Origin of the sequence: Mucilaginibacter lappiensis (genome assembly GCF_900155965.1) — a bacterium.
In the GTDB taxonomy this organism is placed as follows: Bacteria; Bacteroidota; Bacteroidia; order Sphingobacteriales; family Sphingobacteriaceae; genus Mucilaginibacter; species Mucilaginibacter lappiensis.
Genome location: NZ_FTMG01000017.1, coordinates 139571 through 160608, shown reverse-complemented (window position 1 = coordinate 160608; position 21038 = coordinate 139571). Strand labels below are relative to the sequence as shown.

Sequence of the window (21038 nt, the reverse complement as noted above, 5' to 3'; positions counted from 1 at the left end):
GACAAAATTGTTTAAACTGTTGAGGTGTTTTTTACTTACTCGTTAACACTAACGATGCGCTTTGCAATCCATTTGATGTAGCTGTAAAGTTGATGACACCGGCTTTTTCTTTTGCCTGTACAATAGCTAAAGCCAAACCATGAAACGCTTTACGATAGTTCACTTTAAAAGAATCATGGCTAACCGGATCTCCATTGTCAACACTGGCAATTACCGCTTCTCCATTAATTTTAAAGTTAACCAGATTGTCGGCATCGGGTACAACATTGCCATCCTTATCCAGGATTTTTACGGTGATGAACGACAAGTCTTTCCCATCGGCAGCAATCAGTTTACGATCGGCTGATAATTCAATTTTGGCTGGTGCACCCGCAGTATGAATTTCGCGGGTTAAAACAACTTTACCGTCCTTGCGCGATACGGCTTTTAACGTGCCGGGCTCAAATTTTACCCGCCACATAATATGCAGATCGTCGCCGGTTTTCTTTTTAATGCCTAATGATTTTCCGTTCAGAAAAAGCTCCACCTCATCGGCATGGTTATAATAGGCCCAAACGTCAACTGCTTTTCCGGCTTCCCAGTTCCAGTGTGGGAAAATATGCAGCACCGGCTTATCTGTCCATTCGCTTTGGTACATATAATAAACATCCTTAGGGAAACCGGCCAGGTCAACTATACCAAAGTATGAGCTGCGCGATGGCCAGCTGTAAGGTGTAGGTTCACCCAGGTAATCAAAGCCAGTCCAGATGAACATACCCGAAAGGAAATCATATTTCTTCATCACTTTCCAGGTGGCTTCGTGGGTGGAACCCCATGGTGGTCGTACATTGTCAAATGCCGAAACATTGTTGCCTGGTCTGATAAAAGGTTTGTCCCAGCGCTCGGGCCATATCCGGATACTGTCCGAAGGCATTTCATAGTATCCGCGGGTTTCCAAACCCGAAGTAGTTTCTGTAGCGATGAACTTTTTGCCTGGGTATCTGGAATGAAATTTAGCATACTCGCCTTCATGATAATTATAGCCCACCAGGTCGATAGCTCCGGATTTGATGATCTTATTGCTGGTATCGGGATTGTTGTTAGCGGCGGTGATAGGCCGGGTGTTATCAAGCTTGCGTACGATGTTTGCCAGTTCTGGGGCAATTCGTAAGGCCGAAGTATCGTGTTGCTGTGGTATTTCGTTCCCGATGCTCCATATCATGACGCTGGGGTGGTTACGGTCGCGCAGGATCTGATCTTCCAGGTCACGTTTATGCCACTCTTTAAAAAACAGGTGGTAATCATATTTTTCTTTTTTCCACTCCCAGCAGTCAAAAGCTTCGTCCATCACAATAAATCCCATTTTATCACAAAGATCAAGCAATTCAGGAGCCGGCGGATTATGCGATGTCCGGATACCGTTACAGCCCATTGCTTTTAAAATTTGCAGCTGGCGTTCCAGCGCACGGGTATTGATGGCTGCGCCTAATGAACCCAGGTCATGATGATCACATACACCCAGAATCTTCATCAGCTTGCCATTCAGGCTAAAGCCTTTATCAGCATCAAAATTAAAGTAGCGGATACCTAAGGGAGTGGTGTAAGTGTCAACTATTGTTTTTCCGCTGATCACCTGTGTTACTACCTTGTATAAATAAGGCTGGTTAACCGACCATAAATGAGGGTTTTTAACGGTAATATCAATAGAGTTTTCAAATACGGTGTCCTGTAAATCAGTTTTGGAAGGAATGGAACCTCCTGCAGATACTACCTTGCCCGCTGCGTTATAAATAGATGTTTTGATGGTAAAAACTTCCCTTTTAACAGCCCTGTTTTTCACCTGGATCTTTAAATTTACCGTTGCCGAAGCATCGCTTACCTCTGGTGTAGTAATATAAGTTCCCCAATGGTCAATAGCTACTTTATTGGTGGTAACCAGCCACACATTTCGGTAAATACCCGAGCCCGAATACCAGCGCGAATTGGGCTGTACCGAATTATCAACCTTAACTGCTATTACATTTTTACCGCCGAAGTTTAAATAAGGTGTAAGCTCATACCTGAATGAGATATAACCATTGGGTCTGAAACCCAGGTGGTGCCCGTTGATCCAAACATCGCTTTTTTGATAAACACCGTCAAAATCAATATAAACCAGTTGGTTTTTTGATGCAGCCGGAACTGTAAATGTTTTGCGGTACCAGCCTATGCCACCCGGAAGCGCGCCGCCTTCTGGTGTGGCCGGGTTGTCTTTACTAAACTTCCCTTCAATGCTCCAGTCATGCGGCAGGTTTAATGAGCGCCAGCCGGCATCGTTAAGGCCCGGTAGCTGTCCGTTATTAACGGCATCTAAATTAAATCGCCAGCCTTTATCAAAATCAATGGTTTGCCGGCTTTGTTGTGCAAAGCTGTTTAAACAGATCAGCATTACCATGCAAAGCAGACCATGCTTTAATAAGGATAGTTTTAAAGGAGGCATAATTATTATATTTTAATTGTGTTTTTGACACTAAATTATAAATAATTATGAAATAGTGAAATCGGATAATTATTTTATAGTTTGAAGAATGGATTTTTTTAACTCCTCTCCAAAGGAGAGAGTTGGAGTGAGGTGTTAAAACTCAAAAACCGCGTCGCTCTCCGGGTTGCTTAGTTTGGTGCTTTTGCGTTGACCGCCTACCGTTACATGCAGCATATTGATCTGTTCGGGATGCTCAGTGAACAGCAGATCGTCATGTACCTCAAATTTCTTTACTTTACTAATACCCTTTACCTCAAAATAGGTCCAGGCGGCATCTTCCTGAATTTCATAGCCAACGTAACTTAACGTGAGTTGTTTGCCATCGGCCTTAATGATCAGGTGTTTTTTAATATAGTCACTCAACAACTGGTTCATTTTGTTTTTATCAGCAGGTTTTACAATATCTACATGGGTGTGGTATTGTTTCTCCAGCGTACGTTCCAGGTCGTCATAAAATATGCGGCAACTTACCTCAACAGCCTGGGTGTGGGCATTGTGATTAATTTCGGTAACGCTTACATAAAACGGGTGGAAGAAGCTGAGCCAGCTGATAATTATTAATTGCAACATAATTGCGTTAAATAGTTTTGCTTTACGCAAAAAACGTTAATTTTATTGGCAATTGCGAATTTGACTACATGACTGATTTTTCTATATACTTTGAGCTGGGGTGGCAGCACATCTGTAACTGGGCGGGCTACGACCATATTTTGTTTGTAACCGTACTGTGCGGAACTTATTTACTGGCCGACTGGCGCAAGGTACTGGTGCTGGTTACGGCCTTCACTATTGGCCATTCTATCACACTGGCATTAAGTGTTTTAAATGTCATTCATATCAACACCTCGCTTATTGAGTTTCTGATACCGGTAACCATAGTTTTTACCAGTTTGGTGAATGTATTCAACAAAAAGCGAACGATAACTACCATGCGCCTTAACTATACGCTGGCGCTTTTTTTCGGGCTGATACACGGTATGGGCTTTTCCAATTACTTGAAAAGCTTGCTGGGCAGCAGCAGTAATATTACCGCACAGCTGTTCGCTTTTAACCTGGGTTTGGAGTTTGGGCAGGTATTAATTGTAATATCTGCGTTACTTATCTCTTATTTATTGATCAAATTTGCTAAAACACCACAGCGCGAGTGGACAATGTTCCTCTCGTCGGCTATATTTGGAATTGCTTTTATCATGTGCATTGAACGCTTTTTACTCATAAAATTCAAATGAATAAATTTTACTTCGCATTATTTTCCTGTACACTATTAACATCATCCGCTTGGGCTCAGTATGATAACAATCCCGGCTCTAACCATGGGAATCGCTTTGAGCAGCTGGGCACCATGATCTCTACGCCAAATGAATACCGCTCAGCCTCAGGTGCTCCCGGTCCAAAATACTGGCAACAAAAGGCCGATTACGAGATCAACGCTACTCTTAACGATGATAAGCAACGTTTAGACGGCAACGAAACTATCACTTATACCAACAACTCGCCTGATCCGCTCACTTACCTCTGGCTGCAGCTGGACGAGAACGAACATAAAAAGGATGCTGAAAGCGCCAAGTTCGATGAGAGCAAAATGCAAAGTAAAATGACCATCCGTCAGTTGCAGGGCATTATAGGGCATGATCTTGACCTGGGCAATCACATTGTAAGTGTAAAAGATGCAAACGGTACTACGCTCAACTATACCATTAACCAAACCATGATGCGTATTGAGTTACCTGTTACTTTACAGCCTGGACAAAAATTCCGCTTTAAAATTAACTGGTGGTATAATATATCAGACCGTTTAACCATTGGCGGCCGTGGCGGTTACGAATACTTTCCAGAAGATGGTAATTATCTGTATACCATGACCCAGTGGTATCCGCGGATGGCTGTTTACAGCGATTTTCAGGGCTGGCAAAATAAACAGTTTACCGGGCGTGGTGAGTTTGCCTTAACCTTTGGCGATTTTAAGGTAAGCATGAATGTACCTGCCGATCATATTGTAGGTGGTACCGGTCAATGTTCCAACTATGCGCAAACACTTACCGCGGCGCAGTTGAAACGCTGGAATGCCGCGCAATCTGCTACAAGTCCGCAGGAAATAGTTACGCTGGACGAGGTAAAACAGACCATGAAAAATCATGCTACGGCACGCAAAACCTGGACCTTCCATGCCGAGAACGTGCGTGACTTTGCCTGGGTATCATCACGCCGTATAGTTTGGGATGCCATGAGTACGCAAATTGATGGTGGTAAAAAGGTAATGGCTATGTCCTACTACGGCCCGGAGGCTTACCCGCTTTATCGCAAGTACTCCACCAAAGTGGTAGCGCACACCTTGAAAACTTACTCGAAACATACCTTCCCTTATCCGTACCCGGTGGCTATTTCTGTAGAAGCCTCCAACGGTATGGAATACCCGATGATCTGTTTTAATTATGGTCGTGCCGAAAAGGATGGAACTTACAGCGAGGCTACCAAAAACGGTATGATTGGTGTAATTATCCACGAAGTTGGGCATAACTTTTTCCCAATGATCGTGAATTCCGACGAGCGCCAGTGGACGTGGATGGACGAGGGCTTGAATACCTTTTGCCAGTATATGGCCGAGCAGGAATGGGATAGCCGTTACCCGTCGCAGCGCGGCCCGGCATATAAAATTGTGGATTACATGAAGATGCCTAAAGATCAGTTAGAGCCTATTATGACCAACTCGGAGAACATTGTGATGTTTGGCCCCAACGCTTACTCCAAACCGGCAACCGCTTTAAATATCCTGCGCGAAACCGTGATGGGCCGCGAACTGTTTGACTACGCCTTTAAAACCTATGCACACCGCTGGGCCTTTAAACATCCAACGCCTGCTGATTTTTTCCGTACCATGGAAGATGCCTCGGCAGTTGATCTGGACTGGTTCTGGCGCGGATGGTTCTTCGGGACTGAACCCGTTGACGTATCTATTGATAGTGTAAAATATTATCGCCTCAATACCAAAAATCCGGCTGTGGAAGGTACTGCCGATCGCGCACAGTACGATCGTAACCTGGAAAACATCAGCACCACCCGTAATAAAGAAGGGGGTACGCGTTTCGCGGTAGAGGCTGATACGTCCTTACAGGATTTTTACAGTAAATGGGATCGTTTCGCGGCAACACCGGCTACCACACAAAGCTACCAGGCCATGTACAACGCGGCCAGTCCTGCCGAAAAGAAACTGTACGACAGCAAGAACTACTTCTATGAGGTTAGCTTCAGCAACAAGGGCGGCCTGGTTACCCCTTTAATTATCGAATGGACCTATGCCGACGGCACCAAGGAGGTTGAAAAAATATCGGCCTACATCTGGCGTAAAAATGAGAATAAGATCACCAAGGTTTTTGCCAAAACCAAAGAAGTAAAAGGCATCAAACTTGACCCATACCGCGAAACCGCCGACATTGACGAAAGCAATAACAGCTGGCCGCGCGAATACCAGCCATCGAGGTTTGAACTGTTTAAACAGCAAAGCTTGCCAAGAGGCGTTACTGCCGGGCCAAACCCCATGCAGCAAGCCCAAAAGAGCCAATAAACAAAAAGCCTCCCAATGTACGTTGGGAGGCTTTTTGTTTATTATAGGGTTTATGATACGGTTGGCACAGCGGTAAATATGCTGGCATAATATTTACGGTAGGAAAAGGCCAAAAACAGGTGCAGTACGATAATAACAGCTGCAACGGGTACACCGGAAGGCATCAAAATAGAATGGTACAGGAAAATGTTTACCGAAACAGGGAACAATATCAACAGGAAAAAAGCGGTATACCGGTTAAATAATATGGCGAGTCCGCTTGTTATTTCGATAACTTTCATGTACTGAAAAAAATAACCCGAGCCGTAAAGACCGCCACTAAAGGCTTGTGCTTTTGCCGACATGGGCGGCGGGGTTATTGGTAAAAAATGGAAAAAGAAATTCAGACCAAATACAACAAAGATGAGGCCCAGCAAAATGCGGGCAATTAATACTGCAATTTTCATGAATTTAGGGTTTAGTGAATGTGTAATTACTAATTTAGTAATTTGAATGACATTTTCAAAGAGTCCATTATTAGCATAAACCAAACAAGTATTAACTTCGTTTATAAATAGCATGAACATACAAAAAATAACATTTGGCAACGGTTGCTTTTGGTGCACCGAGGCTGTATTTCAATCACTTAAGGGTGTAACATCGGTAACATCCGGTTATATGGGGGGCAAGGTTTTAAACCCTACTTATGAGCAGGTTTGTACCGGTGCCAGCGGCCATGCCGAAGTGATACACCTGGAGTATGATGCCGATGTAATTTCGCTCGACGAATTACTGTTGGTGTTTTTCAAAACGCATAATCCTACCACGCTCAATCGCCAGGGTAACGATGTGGGCACTCAATACCGCTCGGCCATATTTTATTATACCGACGAGCAAAAACAAGCATCAGAGGCCATGATTAAAACACTAACCAACGAGCATGTATTTGATGATCCGATAGTTACTGAAATTACCCCGGCCAGTGAGTTCTATTCGGCCGAGGATTATCACCAGAACTATTTTAACGATAATCCTAATAAATCGTACTGCGCGTTTGTGATCCAGCCAAAACTGAATAAATTTGCCAAGGAGTTCAAGGATAAAATTAAGCCCGAACTTTTATAAAATTTAATCAGTCCGCCATGCCGGATGGTACTTTAGTCCCTAATAATGAAAAAACATTGTTCTTATCTTTTATTGGCCTTTTTGTTTTTAAATGCCTGTTCATCTTCAAAAAAAGTAACCAAAACCAATACAACTTCAAGCTCCGCGGCTAATATAATCGCTGGTTCAAATGCTAATACATCCATCACTAATGATGGTAAAATATGGGCATCCTTATGGCAGCAAAGAGCTGCGGAATACAGGGCTTTGTGTTTTCAGGCATATAACATTGCCAAACAGCGGGTAGACGAAGGCGTAAAGAAGGTAAGCACCAAACCGCTGGCCATTGTTACCGATATTGACGAAACTTTGTTAGATAACAGTCCATACGATGCTGCACAAGGCCTAAAAAATCAAGACTATAGCGATAAAACCTGGAAGCAGTGGACAGATAAAGCCCAGGCCGATACCGTGCCCGGCGCACCAGCCTTTTTTAAATACGCGGCATCAAAAGGCATCACCATTTATTATATCACCAACCGTAATGAAAACGAGCGTGGCGCCACACTGTACAACCTGCAGAAATACGCCATGCCCAATGCCAACGATGAGCATTTGTTTTTAAAGAACGGCAATTCCAGTAAAGAAGAACGCCGTCAGGAAGTATTAAAAACGCATGAGATATTGCTGCTTTGCGGCGATAATCTGCCCGATTTTGATATGCTGTATGATAATCACCCTACTGAAGCAAATCGTACTGCGATAACCCAAAAACTGCAAAAAGAATTTGGCAGCCGTTATATCGTGATTCCCAACCCATCATACGGTGATTTTGAAGGCGCGTTGTTCCAGTATAATTACAAACTGAGTCCCGCACAAAAAGATTCCATTATCCGGGCTAAAGTAAAGGCGGATAGGTAAGGATTGGTGATAACACCAATCACAAGCAGGGTAATATAATCGGGGCCGTCTCGAGAGTAGCAAACATTACCAAACCCAGGGAAAATACCTGTACCTTACTTGTTTGCAGTACGCCGTATAGCCATTCAAATCCCTGGATAAAACCTTTTCTTCGTTCAATGTTCTTAGAATGATCAATACACCCATCATAAACGCGGGTAGTAATGCAAGCCAGGAATCTAACACTAAAGGGCCAAACAGGATGATTAAATAAGCGCCGCTATACATCGGGTGGCGTACCAAAGAATAAAGCCCGGTGCTAATCACCGTTTGGTTTTGGTATGCTTTTATATTACTGGCCAGGTAACTGTTCTGTTTAAAAACAAAAAATACGATCAGAAATCCTAGTGAAACAAAAATGGCCGATAAAACCACCAGCCACAATGGAACGCAGCTGAACCGGTATCTGAAATCAATCCCCGGAATGATCAGCATAGCTAAAAACAGGAGTCCGTTAAGGGATTGAATTACTTGTTGCACTTTTTCTTTTTCGCCTTGTGTACGGCGCTCTATAAGCTGTGGGTTTTTTGATAAAAAATAAAAAGTAAGCAAATTTACCCAGAAGAAAAATATTCCGAAATAAATCCATCCGTTATAAAACCTAATGGTACCTGCCGGTATAAACAAGCAGCAGCATAAAACAGCATAAAACACCATCAACATAAAAGATACTTTGGCGGTTAATAACGTTTTACTCTTCATAACATGCTGAATTTAAATACTCCAGCTTTCTGAAATTACATATCAGTGAACATAATGTTTTGCGAAAGGAAACATACTATGTTAATTTGAATATAAAATATTTACCAATGACTTCAACAAAAACAATTGCGTACGTTACAGATATTCACCTCGGCCAGCAACTGCAAATAGAGGATGGAATTGGAAATGGTAAAATGGGCTACCTTTCTAATCCCGATGAGCATAAAGAGAATTTTATAGTAATTCTTAATGACATGCAAAAAAGAGGAGTTCAGGAGTTTGTTTTTGGTGGTGATATTGGCGCAAAGGATGCTAATTGGTGGTTTTTTGATGCGATTAAAAAGTATCAATTAAAGTTGTTAATGGTATTGGGTAACCATGATACGTTTGCCGAAGTCGGAAAGCATTATAACAACAGTTTAATTGATGGTAAAGATGAAATGAACTATAGCTATGAGGACAATCAACGGAAGTATATTATCCTGGATTCCTCATCCAATTCAGTAAGCAATGGGCAGTTAGACTGGTTAGGCAGGCAAGTAAATACGTCGAAAAAGATCTTACTATTTATACATCATCCTGTTCTGAAAATTAATACCCTCATAGATGAAATTGGAGCCGTATTAAATGGAAGGGAAGAATTAAAAAAAATACTGATTGACTCGGCAAAGGATATCACCATTATTTGCGGGCATTATCACATGACAGATGAGGCAATAGAAAAAAATATAAGACAAATTTCAACAGTAGCCGGTTCTTACCAGATACTAAAAGAATCCTCAAAAGTTACAACAGATCAAAATTCGTTCGGATATCTACTGATTCAAATGGTTGGAGACTCGATAAAACCAGAAACCGTTTTATTTAAACAAGCCTAAAGAGCCACATCAAACTAATATAATAGAAGCTCTGTAATATCTCGCCACCGGCAAAATCTGTTCACCCGCAACTACCTATAAAATCATGGTTTTCTGCGATTGATACGCAGCCCGCTTGTTTGGATTTTTGCATCTCTGTCTTATTTAAGAGATATCTCATGATGAAAAGAAAATTCAAACCACTCGCAGTACTCATGGTGCTGTTAACAATTTCATGCTCAGTTAGTGCCCAGGTGGGGAAAAACCAGGTAAGCTATATTATTGATGGCGGTGTCTTTCATCATCAATTAATCACCCTTAATTTTAATGCTGAGTCAACGCAGAAAGGTGCCCTTGCAGTTACTCCAGGCTACCTGAAAATATATGTGGATGATGCTGAAACGGAGGATGACGCGCAGAAATGGGCGCTTAATATCGCCTTTAACCATGCGGGTACAGGAACGGCTAAAGTCAATGATCCAATTACCAACGCTAAACCAGGGGAGGACAAAAAGGTGTATTTTGTTTTACAGGTTCAGGCTAACGGAAAAGATAAAACCCTTAGTCCCATGCTTACTACCCCAAATCAAACACCGGGAACAATTACCATCACCAGGTTCGGGCCGGAAGGAGGAACTGTTGAAGGAACCTTTGAAGGTAAGTTAAAAAGCGCCGGCGAAACATACACTATTATCAGCGGACATTTCGTAGTCAACCGTGTGTTATAATCATCAAATCTCCATCACTAATTTCAATCCCTTTTTGGATAGGTATCATCTGGCTAAACTCATCAATATTACCATTATAAATGAACATCATTATTGCAGAATCAGTTGGTAAAAAGCAGCAGAACCCCGCGCTATTACTTGTTTATTCTATACTGTGCTTTTATTGTTTAGGAGCGGTTATGATGATCAATTTTTGTGATTATAGATCTTTTGATCGCATCCACGAAAACGTAACACAGGTGTTTGGTGTTTTTAGCAGGAAAGTAGTCCTTATCTATTATGTTCCGGCAGTTTTGTTATGCCTTTGCACGGCATCGTTATGGTTTTATACACCTAAAACAATTCCTAGATGGATGTTTTGGGCGTCTTTACTCTTCTCTTTCAGCGCAGTTATCATCATTCTTTTTGTGTTGATGCCCGCTCAGCCTTATTTAGTATCAAAAGGATTTGATGGGATAATAAAAAACAGGCTTGTACCCTTAGGCTTATATTTCCAGGTGATCCCGGCCTGGCTGCAAGCTTTTCTGGCCTTTTTTATATTAAACGCCTATTTCAAAAATGTTAACCCTTTTAACCGTATATTATTTATTGGCGTTTTTGCACTGGTTTTCTATTTAGTTGGAGCTGATAGCGTCGAAAAATTTATAAACTATCCTATATGGACCGTTGTTTGCCCAGCAGACTGGCTTTCTTTCCGTGCCTCGGTGCCCATTGCACAGTTTTTGTCCATTTATGTAGTTCCCGGATTTTTCCCCATTTTTTTATTAGTACCGATGTTTTGGTGGCGGCCACAAGGAATTACTAAAACTTTTGTTTTTATCGTACTGTTGCCAGAATTATGGGCATGTATTGTAACGGGTAATTATTTTGTGCCAGAGATACAAGAACCGCTTCTCAAAGCGTATTCATTACCCTTGATCGAAGAACTGATAAAAGATGAATTCCCATTGCGGAGTACGGCATTAATTATGCTGATTGTAGTAACAGCTATCCTGTTTCTGAGAGTGGCCAGGCATAGCCAAGGTACGGTATGGAATACTGTTGAATAAATTTTACGAGTCACAAATGACGCTGTTTAACCTTGCTTGCAATTGTTAAAAATACATTTTACATCATAACCATTATTAATATGAAAATTGCTGTAATTATTGGCCGCTCGTTGCTTGGCCTCATTTATGTGTTGTTCGGACTTTCTTTCTTTTTTCATTTTATCAAGATCCCGGCTATGCCCTTAGCGGGCAGGGAGTTTCAGGGTGCACTGTTAAAATCCGGATATTTTTTTCAATTCCTGAAGATAACGGAGATCACCTGCGGAGCGTTTTTGCTCATCAACCGCTATACAGCTTTTTTCCTGGTCATTATTTCCCCCGTAACCTTAAATATCTTTTTATTTCACGTGTTTTTGTCGCCTCCCGGCCTCACATTCGTTATCATGATGCTGGCCATCAACTTGTTTTTGGGGTATGCGTATCGTAAATATTATCATAGCGTATTTACGTCGGTTCCTCTGGTATAGGGGAGATTACCTGTGGTTGATGGGTATTACCATAGATGTACGGAAGAATAGATTTTGGCTGAAGCCTGATTTTCAAATCTGCTATCCGTCCCATAAATAGGACGGCAATGAATAAAGACCAATGGATTTATCCTTCATTGCCGTTGGTTTTAACCAACGGATTGTAAGGGAATAATTATAGGCTTTAGCCAAATCTGATATTTAATATATGAATATATGGGTGGCGTTCTCACTGCAATACTTACTATGAGTAAGAATTCTCTGGTTTAAAATAATGTTCAATTGTCAATTTCGCCTCTTCCATATTTTGTATCCCGAGCTGTAATTTTTGACCATTCTTGAAAATGATTTGAATACCGACTTTCCCTTTTAAATTATAAGCCATTCCTTGTTTTCTACTGCTTTTTACTCCCCAGATACCATATTTATAATAGCGAAAAATTATCTGATCAATATTTTCCCAATGGCACAATATTTCGGTTTTCGATGGTTTTTCTTTTAGCGATATACCATGCTCATCAATTTTTATGAACAGGCTCTTAAAGAATACATACATATCAACTATAAGCATGACACATAATCCAAAGAAGGCCTCAAAACCTATAACATTAGAAACAGTATGTAAGGGAGCAGTAATAAAGTAGAGGAAAGTGATAATAGCTAATGCAGTTAGCGCAATTGCAAAATATTTTAACCTGGGGTCGTCGTATTTTTGTGTCTCAATAAATATGTTATCAGAATTAAGAGGCATGGTTTTTTGAAAAGAAATGATTGTATAAAGGTATAAAAAGATTAGAAGCTTGTTATCTCCGCACCCCCCCCCCCAACATCCCACTAAATATTAACAATCCTATGAATTATACCCACTCTATTTTAGGTTTGATTTTATTAATTTTGCTTCATGGCAACCAATACGCTATCCGAAGTTGCAGAATTGCAGGTTCCGGATTTAAAATGGAAGGGTTTTAAGGTTTATAAGATCTCGGGAGGGGCAGGTCCTCAGCACGCTCATGGCAGGCGCGATTTTTATAAAATAGTTTTGGTAACCAGCGTTATGACGGTATCCTATGGCGACCAAACGGCTGAAATAAACCAAACCTGTTTAGTTTTAATAAACCCGCGTATATCCCATAGCGTAATTCATCACACCGAAAGAAAGGGCTATGCCTGTGTTTTTACCGAAGCTTTTATGGCGGGCAGGGAACGCACGGAGCTTTTGCAAAACTCTCCCTTATTTCGCTTTGGTAAAACACCTATCATTCCCTTGAACAGCGAGCAGGAGCTATTCATAACGGGCATATATCAAAAAATGCTGTCTGTTTATCAGACCGATTATGAACATCAGGCCGAATTGCTGAAAACCTGCATAGAACTCATCATGCATGAAGCATTAAGGATTCAGCCATCATCAAATGAGCCGAAGCACAAAAACGCGGCTACGCGGATCACACATCGGTTTATGGAATTACAGGAAAGGCAATTTCCGATAGAAAGTATAGGATCTCCGCTCAAGTTAAGAACCGCCCAGGACTTTGCCGAAAACCTTGCTGTGCATGTTAACTATCTTAACCGCTCGGTAAAGGAAGTAACCGGGAAGCCCACATCCGTACATATCACAGAACGTATTGTTGCAGAGGCCAAAGCCCTTTTGCAGCATACCGACTGGAGCATAGCAGAGATAGCCTACAGTTTGGGTTTTGAATACCCTACCTATTTTAACAATTATTTTAAGCGGGTAACCGGCCTTGTTCCAAAATCTTTCAGGTGAAGTAAGATTTGAAAATCATACTTTTTGGTTTGATTCTCTTTAACAGATGAATCCCGCTTAGCGGGAACTTTGTATAAACAAAAAGAATCATGGGAAAAGTATCAAGTACGGATAAACAAATCAATATAAACGGAGACAGGCCAATAGCGCTGGTCACCGGAGCTAATCAGGGAATCGGTTTGCAGATTGCAAAGGATCTTGTTACACATGGCTTCACGGTGCTGGTCGGCTCGCGCAATTTTGAACGTGGCGAAACTGCGGCCAAAGAGATCGGGCAGCACGCGCATGCGTTCCAGTTGGATGTAACAGATCAGGCCTCGATCACTGCTGCCGCAAAACGGATAGGCAGCGAGTTTGGCCGCCTTGATGTGCTCATCCAAAACGCGGCTATCTCGAATACCAGTAAGCAGCCCGGTCAGTCTGTGGAGGAATATGCCAAAACAACCCGCCCCAGCAATGTTTCTATCAACGAAATGCGTGCCGTGTGGGACACGAATGTGTTTGGCGTGCTGGCTGTTTACCAGGCCATGCTGCCGCTTCTGCGCAAATCGCCGCAAGCCCGTATCGTCAACGTATCCAGTGGAGCCGGCTCGTTAACCATGAATGCCAATCCGACTAACGGACACCGCGCTATCTTCGGCCCTGTTTATCCTGCATCCAAAACGGCGCTCAACGCCTTGACGCTGGCTATGGCTATCGAATTAGAGCCGGAAGGTATCCAGGTTAACGCAGTATCCCCAGGCTTTACTAAAACGAACCTTAACGGACATGCAGGTACTGAGACAGTAGAGGAGGGCGCCGCCGAGGCGGTGCGCGTGGCACTGCTTGGTCCGGATGGTCCTACAGGTACGTTCTCGCATGCCAAATTGGGGACACTCCCCTGGTGATTACCAGCCCACCAACAAAATTTATATTAATAAAAAAGCTATGAAAAAAGTATTAATAACCGGGGCCAATAAAAGCATTGGTTTCGAAACCGCCCGTCAGTTGTTGCAACAGGGGTACTATATATATTTAGGCAGCCGCAATTTAGAGAATGGCCTGCAAGCAGTGACCAAACTCAAAGCTGAAGGATTCAACAACATGGAAGCTATACAAATTGATGTGAGTGATGAAGAATCGGTAAAAGCCGCCCGTGCCGAAATAGGCAAAAAGACTGATGTGCTCGACGTGCTGATCAATAATGCCGGCATCAGCGGTGGTCGACCGCAAACAGCAATTACCGCGAGTGTAGACCTATTCAAACAGGTATTTGAAACCAATTTATATGGCGTTGTAAGGGTTACCCAGGCTTTTATGGACTTGTTGCAAAAGGCCCCTGAGCCGCGCATTGTGAATGTGAGTTCAAGTATGGCTTCCCTTACGCTAAATAGCGACCCGGATTGGCAGTATTACCATTATAAAGGCGCGGTTTACCTTCCGTCAAAAACAGCACTTAATATGTATACCCTTAACCTGGCTTACGAATTGCGCGATACAGCATTTAAAGTAAATGCGGTCGATCCCGGTTTTATTTCCACCGATTTTAACAATCACCGTGGAACCGGTACGGTAGAGGAAGCTGGCAAGCGTATCGTTAAATATGCTGTGATTGGTGTCGATGGCCCTACCGGAAAGTTTTTCAGCGAGGAGTATAACCCAGAAACAGAAGAGATACCCTGGTAGTTTTCTAATACCGATGGAATTGAGTTTCCAGCTCCCGGTTGGCAATTAGCAGCAAAAATCCATTATCATGGCTAAACAAAAGCGGGGGAGTGCACGATTACTTTTCCCGGGAAGGGGTTTCTGCACCTTACGAATCGCATGGCAGGAATTTGTATCTACAGGTAAATTTTCGTATATTTATACATCAAATCCAACAGCCCGATTGTCTTTTTTCAGACGATCGGGCTGTTTTGTTAAAGGAAAACAAAACCCAAAAAACGACCGTTTGGTATGTAGTTATTTGGGAATCAATAAATTGGTATCTAACTTTAATGAAAAGGCAAAATAACTTTAAAGAAAAGTGACAAAATAATCATAAAGTTCATAATTTAGGCCCATTTTAATACTGTCCGAAATCGGTCCTTTTTGGACATACACTCGGGCACTCCAAAGCTAATGAGTCGAATCTGAGTTTTGAATTGCTGTGAGAGTTATTTTGACGTTTTTATAACTTTGGTTAAAATTAAGTTTTGATCGCCATTATACTTTATTATAATTTAATACTATATTAATAATTTAAATAATAGTTTTATGAAAACATCAACATACAACTATTATGAAAAAAACCTTATTAGTCCTTCTTCTTATTTTTTTTATTGTCTCGTGCAAGAAAGATAATAAATCAGAGAAATCAAAAAACACCACCGTAACAGATCAGGATATTATTTCCAGTTCTAAAGCTTTTTATGAAGCAAAACTATCAACAGCCTCTAAAACCAGCAAATTAAATAACTTTAGTACGACAACAGCGAATACTGAAGGGGCACCGGGCACACCTAACTGGTCAAAAAGCATCAGTTCTCAGAAATAAAAACGGTATTAATATTACCCGTGTGCCTTATGATTCTGCGACAGGTGCCCCTTTACGTTTTAATGGACATGGTTATAGAAACCTGTTATTATATGGCGAAAATTCAGCTGTTAAAGAAGGCTATTGGATGGAACGTGATAGTGATTATAATTCAACTACTGATAAAAGCTCGTTTACTGGAAATATACTTATTTATGATCTAAATAATAATTTCATTTCCGGTCAAAAGTATGAAGCGGGAAAGTTAAAGTCAATTATAAAAATGAATGCAGGAAGCGAAGCCGATAAAATAGTATTGGCAAATTCCGCAGCACCCAGTAATAAAAAGGTGTTAAATAGTTCCTCTAAACTAAGTACATTATCTGATCCATCAACATCGGCCACTACGAAATTTTATAAGCTTGCCGGTGGCGGGTTAATATGTATCGACTATTATCAACGCAGTTGTATACCTGCTACAGGCAATTGTACTGACTGGATATATTTGGACTCCAATTGTACTGAAATTCCATCACCCGGTGCTGGGCTTGGGACGCTTCCACCAACGGGAGGTTCGTCCGGTGGTGGGGGTGGTTCATCGGGTGGTGGCGGTGGTGGCGGAGGAGGAGGAGGCACTGGCGGCGGCGGCGGTGGTGCAATTTCGGCTGATCCATATACTGAGGGGGGAAGCGTAGGGTATGGCCCAGATCCATACTACATTGATATTCCAAGTGTCATACCTCCACCTTCAGATTTTTACGTTTGTCCATCTAACTTTGCTTTTGTAGGTGTAACAACACACGATCTCTGGCAGGAATCTGTTGTCACTCAACTTTATTGTCACCTGGCATCAGATGGGGCCCTCCCCGAACAAACCACAGCGCTTACGGTAGAAATCCCGGAAATACATTTTGGCCTCCCGTTCTATAATGTGGAAGGAGATCTCGTTTATTCAGCACAGCAAGCTGCTTAAATCTCGGCAGATGCGCTTAATGAAGGAGAATTTGAAATGCGACAAGAATTTAAGAACAACCCCGGTTTGACGAAGGATAAATTAGCACAAATATGGATTAACCAGGCTAAGCAAGAAATGCTAAAGCTATCATTGGGTAGAGGAAGATTGGGTAAAACTGGCTCTACCGGTTTACTTAAAAGAGTACCAGCATATTTACTTTATACTCCTTGCGTCAATTAGTTTATATAAATAAAAGGGCGATTAAAGAGTTTATACTAATATTTACTTTAATTTGTATCGTTATGACGGCTAAAGCGCAGGATTTAACGGAGTTTTTTAATGCCCCCAACAGGAACAACCTACTGGAATACCTAGATCATTGCAAAAAAATGAACTACAAGGTATATCAAGAGGAGGGTTTGGTTTTATATGGGTTTGGCTTAATGGATGACGGCATACCATCAGATGTTTATTTTTTGCCAGGTAAGTTAAAGAAAGGGCAGACTTTTGAAGCATTTGTGAAGGAAACTTTTTCTAATAAAGAAAACATGCTCTATGAAATGATATTTGCACCCTTAAGAATGCGAAACCCTAAACTTGCGGCAATTATAGATTCTATGGAGTATGATATCGTTGGCTTTAGCCCATTAAATAAATTCAGATCAGCCAAAATAAGTTATTGTAGAATTACCTTTAATTTGTTTTATGGCGATACATCGCGGACTTATCCCGCCAGTTCTAAAATTTCCGATTTAATGATTAATTACAGAGATCAAGAATACGTCATTAAATTTCGGCAATTACCTGATTCATGGGGAAGGCCTGTATATTTTGAAAAGTTAGATTTAATGCAAGGTAATTAACCACCTTGCATTAAATTTTTTCGCATTTATGAACCTGCCAAAGTGTTTAACGAAAATTATATAACAGACAATAATTAAAATGATGATTGAGCATATGGTGTAAAATTTTACCGATAAATTGGCCCCATTATGACCAGTCATCTAAAACCCTGACGAAATAATCCTGCTTTCCTTTTAATGGTGTTATATCCAGGTCACAGGATTCAAACATAATATGCCGACAAATCTTTCTTATGCGTTGGAATTGTGAAGAAGATATTTGCGTGGTATTCTCCCGGCTGGTTACCAAACCTTTCAATGCCTCTTCAAACGTTCTATAAACAGGATTTACACCAATGCTTTTAATTTCAAAAGTGCAGTTCTCGTTAGATGTATTTCCATTTTTGGGTTTAATAACGAATATTCTAATATACTCAGGTACTGTCACATCGTATAACGGCGAATTGTTAGTTTTTAAGAACTCCAAAAATTTATCATCGTGACCCTTTGTGTTATATTTATAGTTTAAGCTGGTCATTTTGATATCGTACCAGGGGTTATTACGAGTATTTGACCAGTAATAACGATTTTCCCCCTCTGACCCTTCATTGAAAAACTGAGTATGTCAGAATAATAATTTAATGGCAAGTTTTCTTAGCAATAGGTACTCGCGCTCAGAAACGAGCCGGTATCCCCACTTAGCTTTATCTTGTATTAATTCCGCCTCGGTTTTTGCCCAATGACCCATACAGCCGTCCTTACCAGTTTCTACCTTAAAATTAAAAAGGTTGAGTTCTTTGGTAGCTACTGTGGCCTCAACCACATCGAAGTATTTAAAACGGCGCTGATCGGCTCGGTTCTTAGTAGAATAAACCGTTTCACCATAAAGAGCCGCCAACTTGAAATCAATAACGGATTTACCTCGTTGTCCGGTCCTGTATTCAGAAGGGGCATAAAAGTAGTAACGTTTCATATTTTAGCGTTTATCAGACATTCTGTGTATAGAAATAGAATATAAAATATTATCTCTCCGGTGTATTAAATTGTATGTTTCAAAAGTGTCAAAATAACTTTAAAATTCACACTAGGGAATCGGCGATATAATTATAAAAAAAATGACAATATAACTCTAAAGTACACAATGAAAACGGCAAAGTAGTTCTAAAGAAATGAGGCAAATTAATTCTAAAGTTCACACACAATTACAGCGGAGTATCCAATAATGAGGCAAAATAACTTTAAAGAATAGTAACAAAATAACTATAAAGTTCACATGGTACTTTTTAAAGCTTTCAAAACGCATCGAAATCGTATTGGGATTTGTTAAAAAGTGTTAAAATCGATGGTTTTGGATCAATTTTCAAAGGTTTTATCTCGTTTTTGAGCAAAAAAGTGTTAAAATAAAGGGTTTAAAAAGTTTTTTGAGTGGCGTTGCACTATTGTAATACTAGAGATATAACTTATATTTATCCCTAATAAGTAATTCGGGATCTTAAAAAACAACATTTAAAACCGTTTGTAAAACAGAAAAAATGTTGAAACGGTGTCAAATATTGCAACAAAGTGTGTTTATGACACAAATAAATTGCAAATTTGCGGTCTGCATATATTCAGTTAACTCCCTGTTTAACGATGAGTGAAAAGACAATATTGGTTTGGTTTAGAAATGACTTGCGGATACACGATAACGAAATTTTGTTAGAGGCTGTGCGTAAGGCTGATAAAGTGTTGCCTGTATATTGTTTTGACCCATATTACTTTCAGCGTACGGCCTCCGGAGCATCAAAAACCGGCAGTTTTAGGGCTCGTTTCCTGTTAGAAGCGGTGGCCGATCTTCGCAAAAACTTACAGGGCTACGGCGCCGAACTGATCATCAGAACAGGTAATCCAGCCGAAATTTTACCTCAACTTGCCGAACAATACCAGGTAAACGAGGTGTATCATCATAGGGAAGTAGCTTACGAAGAAACTGAGATATCTGAACAGGTAGAAGCCGCCTTATGGAAACTGAAGCTTAATCTGAAACATTTTATCGGGCATACACTATACCATAAAGAAGACCTTCCCTTCCCGATCAAGGATATTCCGGATAGTTTCGCCGTATTTAAGAAAAAAGTAGAGCGTGATAGTAATGTTCGCCCATGTATACCTACACCGGAGCATATTATTATTCCAGCAATAACAGATGCAGGCGAATTACCTACCCTGCAACAATTAGGGTTGGATGAGCCGATTGATGACCCACGCGCTACCAACTATTTTCAGGGTGGCGAAACGGCTGCTTTGGTACAACTGCACAAATACTTTTCGCAAAGTGAGCAGGCTGTTAAGCCTAAAGGTTCCCGGGGCGGCATTAATAATTCGTCCAAATTATCTCCATGGCTGTCGGTAGGTTGTATATCGCCAAGGCAGGTTTACTGGGAGATATTTAAACATAGCGGCGATAGTTACGCGCAAAATGCCAGCATGCTGAAACTGGAACTGCTTTGGCGCGACTATTTCAGGTTTATGTTTAAAAAACATGGACAGAAATTCATCAAAGCCAAAAACGAGGAAAATGATGAAGCTGAAATAGCCGTTAATGAATTGGAATTTACTAAGTGGGCACATGGCGAAACCGGTGTTCCATATATTGATGCCTGTATGCACGAGCTAAATGCAACGGGCTTTATCTGCAACCATTGCCGCCAGATAGTGGCCACCTACTTGGTACATGACCTCAAAGCCAACTGGACCCGCGGGGCGATTTATTTTGAAGAAAAATTAATCGATTATTCGCCAGCCAGCAATTGGGGTAACTGGGCCTTTATTGCCGGGGTAAATGATGCCAAAGAAAGTAAATACGCTATAGCATCTATGCAGTCTAAAGACGCGGAGAGTGATTTTGTAACTACCTGGCAACCATCGCACATAGATGAGGCAGGCGATCTGGTGAAAGTATAAGTTTAAGCTTTTTTCTCTTTCAAAGTTTTAATTCAATTAAGTAAGCCTCTTTACAAAAGGTCCAGGCAGATTCACTTTGTTTATTTTTATAATATCGGCATCTATAATTAATATAGCTGGTTGCTAAT

General features: G+C 41.1%; 22 protein-coding genes. 15 read left to right on the top strand and 7 right to left on the bottom strand.

Translation table 11 applies throughout. From position 1 onward, the window contains the following. Window positions 1–31: 31 nt before the first annotated feature. Window positions 32–2458, bottom strand: a complete 2427-nt coding sequence (gene galB, locus BW976_RS24675; RefSeq protein WP_084192341.1) for a beta-galactosidase GalB — start codon at window positions 2456–2458, stop codon at window positions 32–34. 135 nt (window positions 2459–2593) lie between these two features. Further along, window positions 2594–3070, bottom strand: coding sequence for a DUF6702 family protein (locus tag BW976_RS24670; protein WP_076377564.1), 477 nt, complete (start codon window positions 3068–3070; stop codon window positions 2594–2596). Between the two features lie 68 nt (window positions 3071–3138). Here BW976_RS24670 and BW976_RS24665 point away from each other — a divergent pair, with 68 nt between their 5' ends. Further along, window positions 3139–3729 carry a HupE/UreJ family protein gene (locus tag BW976_RS24665; protein WP_076377562.1) on the top strand — a complete coding sequence of 197 codons (591 nt, stop codon included), beginning with the start codon at window positions 3139–3141 and terminating at the stop codon, window positions 3727–3729. Continuing rightward, window positions 3726–6062 (top strand): M1 family metallopeptidase, encoded by a 2337-nt coding sequence (locus BW976_RS24660; protein WP_076377560.1) that lies wholly within the window; start codon window positions 3726–3728, stop codon window positions 6060–6062. The genes BW976_RS24665 and BW976_RS24660 overlap by 4 nt, the downstream gene beginning before the upstream one ends. Window positions 6063–6112: 50 nt before the next feature. Here the strand turns inward: BW976_RS24660 and BW976_RS24655 are convergent, their stop codons facing one another. Beyond that, complete coding sequence (locus tag BW976_RS24655; protein ID WP_076377598.1) at window positions 6113–6508, bottom strand: DoxX family membrane protein; 396 nt, start codon at window positions 6506–6508, stop codon at window positions 6113–6115. Window positions 6509–6620: 112 nt separating this feature from the next. On the opposite strand from BW976_RS24655, the gene msrA reads away from it, so the two are divergent. Together msrA and BW976_RS24645 are read left to right on the top strand one after the other, a co-directional pair. Further along, on the top strand, window positions 6621–7166 hold the full coding sequence (msrA, locus tag BW976_RS24650) for a peptide-methionine (S)-S-oxide reductase MsrA (protein WP_076377558.1): 546 nt from the start codon (window positions 6621–6623) through the stop codon (window positions 7164–7166). 45 nt (window positions 7167–7211) lie between these two features. Next, window positions 7212–8066 (top strand): 5'-nucleotidase, lipoprotein e(P4) family, encoded by an 855-nt coding sequence (locus BW976_RS24645; protein WP_076377556.1) that lies wholly within the window; start codon window positions 7212–7214, stop codon window positions 8064–8066. 66 nt (window positions 8067–8132) lie between these two features. Here the strand turns inward: BW976_RS24645 and BW976_RS24640 are convergent, their stop codons facing one another. Beyond that, the gene (locus BW976_RS24640) at window positions 8133–8807 is read right to left on the bottom strand and encodes a methyltransferase family protein (protein ID WP_076377554.1); all 675 of its coding nucleotides are present in this window, start codon (window positions 8805–8807) and stop codon (window positions 8133–8135) included. Window positions 8808–8914: 107 nt separating this feature from the next. On the opposite strand from BW976_RS24640, the gene BW976_RS24635 reads away from it, so the two are divergent. The 4 genes from BW976_RS24635 (at window position 8915) to BW976_RS24620 (ending at window position 11908) form a co-directional block, all read left to right on the top strand. Next, on the top strand, window positions 8915–9685 hold the full coding sequence (locus BW976_RS24635; protein ID WP_076377552.1) for a metallophosphoesterase family protein: 771 nt from the start codon (window positions 8915–8917) through the stop codon (window positions 9683–9685). A 158-nt stretch (window positions 9686–9843) separates the two neighbouring features. Continuing rightward, window positions 9844–10392 carry a hypothetical protein gene (locus tag BW976_RS24630; RefSeq protein ID WP_139332416.1) on the top strand — a complete coding sequence of 183 codons (549 nt, stop codon included), beginning with the start codon at window positions 9844–9846 and terminating at the stop codon, window positions 10390–10392. 80 nt (window positions 10393–10472) lie between these two features. Next, a complete protein-coding gene (locus tag BW976_RS24625; RefSeq protein ID WP_076377548.1) occupies window positions 10473–11441 on the top strand; it encodes a hypothetical protein in 969 nt (322 codons plus the stop codon). A gap of 80 nt (window positions 11442–11521) precedes the next feature. Further along, window positions 11522–11908: a hypothetical protein gene (locus BW976_RS24620; RefSeq protein WP_076377596.1), complete on the top strand. Its 387-nt coding sequence runs from the start codon at window positions 11522–11524 to the stop codon at window positions 11906–11908. Window positions 11909–12152: 244 nt separating this feature from the next. On the opposite strand, the gene BW976_RS24615 is transcribed toward BW976_RS24620, so the two are convergent. Beyond that, window positions 12153–12659 carry a hypothetical protein gene (locus BW976_RS24615; protein ID WP_076377546.1) on the bottom strand — a complete coding sequence of 169 codons (507 nt, stop codon included), beginning with the start codon at window positions 12657–12659 and terminating at the stop codon, window positions 12153–12155. 150 nt (window positions 12660–12809) lie between these two features. Here BW976_RS24615 and BW976_RS24610 point away from each other — a divergent pair, with 150 nt between their 5' ends. The 6 genes from BW976_RS24610 (at window position 12810) to BW976_RS24575 (ending at window position 17988) form a co-directional block, all read left to right on the top strand. Next, on the top strand, window positions 12810–13676 hold the full coding sequence (locus BW976_RS24610) for a helix-turn-helix domain-containing protein (RefSeq protein WP_076377544.1): 867 nt from the start codon (window positions 12810–12812) through the stop codon (window positions 13674–13676). 89 nt (window positions 13677–13765) lie between these two features. Next, complete coding sequence (locus tag BW976_RS24605) at window positions 13766–14563, top strand: SDR family oxidoreductase (RefSeq protein WP_175614174.1); 798 nt, start codon at window positions 13766–13768, stop codon at window positions 14561–14563. A gap of 40 nt (window positions 14564–14603) precedes the next feature. Next, window positions 14604–15341: an SDR family oxidoreductase gene (locus BW976_RS24600; RefSeq protein ID WP_076377592.1), complete on the top strand. Its 738-nt coding sequence runs from the start codon at window positions 14604–14606 to the stop codon at window positions 15339–15341. Window positions 15342–15936: 595 nt separating this feature from the next. Beyond that, on the top strand, window positions 15937–16191 hold the full coding sequence (locus BW976_RS24590; protein WP_076377539.1) for a hypothetical protein: 255 nt from the start codon (window positions 15937–15939) through the stop codon (window positions 16189–16191). A 22-nt stretch (window positions 16192–16213) separates the two neighbouring features. Next, window positions 16214–17143: a hypothetical protein gene (locus BW976_RS24585; protein WP_076377537.1), complete on the top strand. Its 930-nt coding sequence runs from the start codon at window positions 16214–16216 to the stop codon at window positions 17141–17143. A gap of 284 nt (window positions 17144–17427) precedes the next feature. Then, window positions 17428–17988 carry a hypothetical protein gene (locus tag BW976_RS24575; protein WP_076377533.1) on the top strand — a complete coding sequence of 187 codons (561 nt, stop codon included), beginning with the start codon at window positions 17428–17430 and terminating at the stop codon, window positions 17986–17988. A gap of 127 nt (window positions 17989–18115) precedes the next feature. On the opposite strand, the gene BW976_RS24570 is transcribed toward BW976_RS24575, so the two are convergent. Together BW976_RS24570 and BW976_RS24565 are read right to left on the bottom strand one after the other, a co-directional pair. Continuing rightward, on the bottom strand, window positions 18116–18505 hold the full coding sequence (locus tag BW976_RS24570) for a hypothetical protein (RefSeq protein ID WP_076377531.1): 390 nt from the start codon (window positions 18503–18505) through the stop codon (window positions 18116–18118). Window positions 18506–18592: 87 nt separating this feature from the next. Further along, window positions 18593–18940, bottom strand: a complete 348-nt coding sequence (locus tag BW976_RS24565) for a hypothetical protein (protein WP_076377529.1) — start codon at window positions 18938–18940, stop codon at window positions 18593–18595. 659 nt (window positions 18941–19599) lie between these two features. Here BW976_RS24565 and BW976_RS24560 point away from each other — a divergent pair. Continuing rightward, window positions 19600–20910, top strand: coding sequence for a DASH family cryptochrome (locus BW976_RS24560; protein WP_076377527.1), 1311 nt, complete (start codon window positions 19600–19602; stop codon window positions 20908–20910). Window positions 20911–21038: the final 128 nt, after the last annotated feature.

What these genes read in the sequence shown, in the direction of transcription:
- BW976_RS24655 (WP_076377598.1), bottom strand. Translation starts at nt 6,508, where the DNA reads ATGAAAATTGCAGTATTAATTGCCCGCATTTTGCTGGGCCTCATCTTT.
- galB (WP_084192341.1), bottom strand. Translation starts at nt 2,458, where the DNA reads ATGCCTCCTTTAAAACTATCCTTATTAAAGCATGGTCTGCTTTGCATG.
- BW976_RS24670 (WP_076377564.1), bottom strand. Translation starts at nt 3,070, where the DNA reads ATGTTGCAATTAATAATTATCAGCTGGCTCAGCTTCTTCCACCCGTTT.
- BW976_RS24610 (WP_076377544.1), top strand. Translation starts at nt 12,810, where the DNA reads ATGGCAACCAATACGCTATCCGAAGTTGCAGAATTGCAGGTTCCGGAT.
- BW976_RS24565 (WP_076377529.1), bottom strand. Translation starts at nt 18,940, where the DNA reads ATGAAACGTTACTACTTTTATGCCCCTTCTGAATACAGGACCGGACAA.
- BW976_RS24600 (WP_076377592.1), top strand. Translation starts at nt 14,604, where the DNA reads ATGAAAAAAGTATTAATAACCGGGGCCAATAAAAGCATTGGTTTCGAA.
- BW976_RS24570 (WP_076377531.1), bottom strand. Translation starts at nt 18,505, where the DNA reads ATGACCAGCTTAAACTATAAATATAACACAAAGGGTCACGATGATAAA.
- BW976_RS24660 (WP_076377560.1), top strand. Translation starts at nt 3,726, where the DNA reads ATGAATAAATTTTACTTCGCATTATTTTCCTGTACACTATTAACATCA.
- BW976_RS24665 (WP_076377562.1), top strand. Translation starts at nt 3,139, where the DNA reads ATGACTGATTTTTCTATATACTTTGAGCTGGGGTGGCAGCACATCTGT.
- BW976_RS24590 (WP_076377539.1), top strand. Translation starts at nt 15,937, where the DNA reads ATGAAAAAAACCTTATTAGTCCTTCTTCTTATTTTTTTTATTGTCTCG.
- BW976_RS24615 (WP_076377546.1), bottom strand. Translation starts at nt 12,659, where the DNA reads ATGCCTCTTAATTCTGATAACATATTTATTGAGACACAAAAATACGAC.
- msrA (WP_076377558.1), top strand. Translation starts at nt 6,621, where the DNA reads ATGAACATACAAAAAATAACATTTGGCAACGGTTGCTTTTGGTGCACC.
- BW976_RS24620 (WP_076377596.1), top strand. Translation starts at nt 11,522, where the DNA reads ATGAAAATTGCTGTAATTATTGGCCGCTCGTTGCTTGGCCTCATTTAT.
- BW976_RS24575 (WP_076377533.1), top strand. Translation starts at nt 17,428, where the DNA reads ATGACGGCTAAAGCGCAGGATTTAACGGAGTTTTTTAATGCCCCCAAC.
- BW976_RS24560 (WP_076377527.1), top strand. Translation starts at nt 19,600, where the DNA reads ATGAGTGAAAAGACAATATTGGTTTGGTTTAGAAATGACTTGCGGATA.
- BW976_RS24605 (WP_175614174.1), top strand. Translation starts at nt 13,766, where the DNA reads ATGGGAAAAGTATCAAGTACGGATAAACAAATCAATATAAACGGAGAC.
- BW976_RS24645 (WP_076377556.1), top strand. Translation starts at nt 7,212, where the DNA reads ATGAAAAAACATTGTTCTTATCTTTTATTGGCCTTTTTGTTTTTAAAT.
- BW976_RS24625 (WP_076377548.1), top strand. Translation starts at nt 10,473, where the DNA reads ATGAACATCATTATTGCAGAATCAGTTGGTAAAAAGCAGCAGAACCCC.
- BW976_RS24635 (WP_076377552.1), top strand. Translation starts at nt 8,915, where the DNA reads ATGACTTCAACAAAAACAATTGCGTACGTTACAGATATTCACCTCGGC.
- BW976_RS24640 (WP_076377554.1), bottom strand. Translation starts at nt 8,807, where the DNA reads ATGAAGAGTAAAACGTTATTAACCGCCAAAGTATCTTTTATGTTGATG.
- BW976_RS24630 (WP_139332416.1), top strand. Translation starts at nt 9,844, where the DNA reads ATGATGAAAAGAAAATTCAAACCACTCGCAGTACTCATGGTGCTGTTA.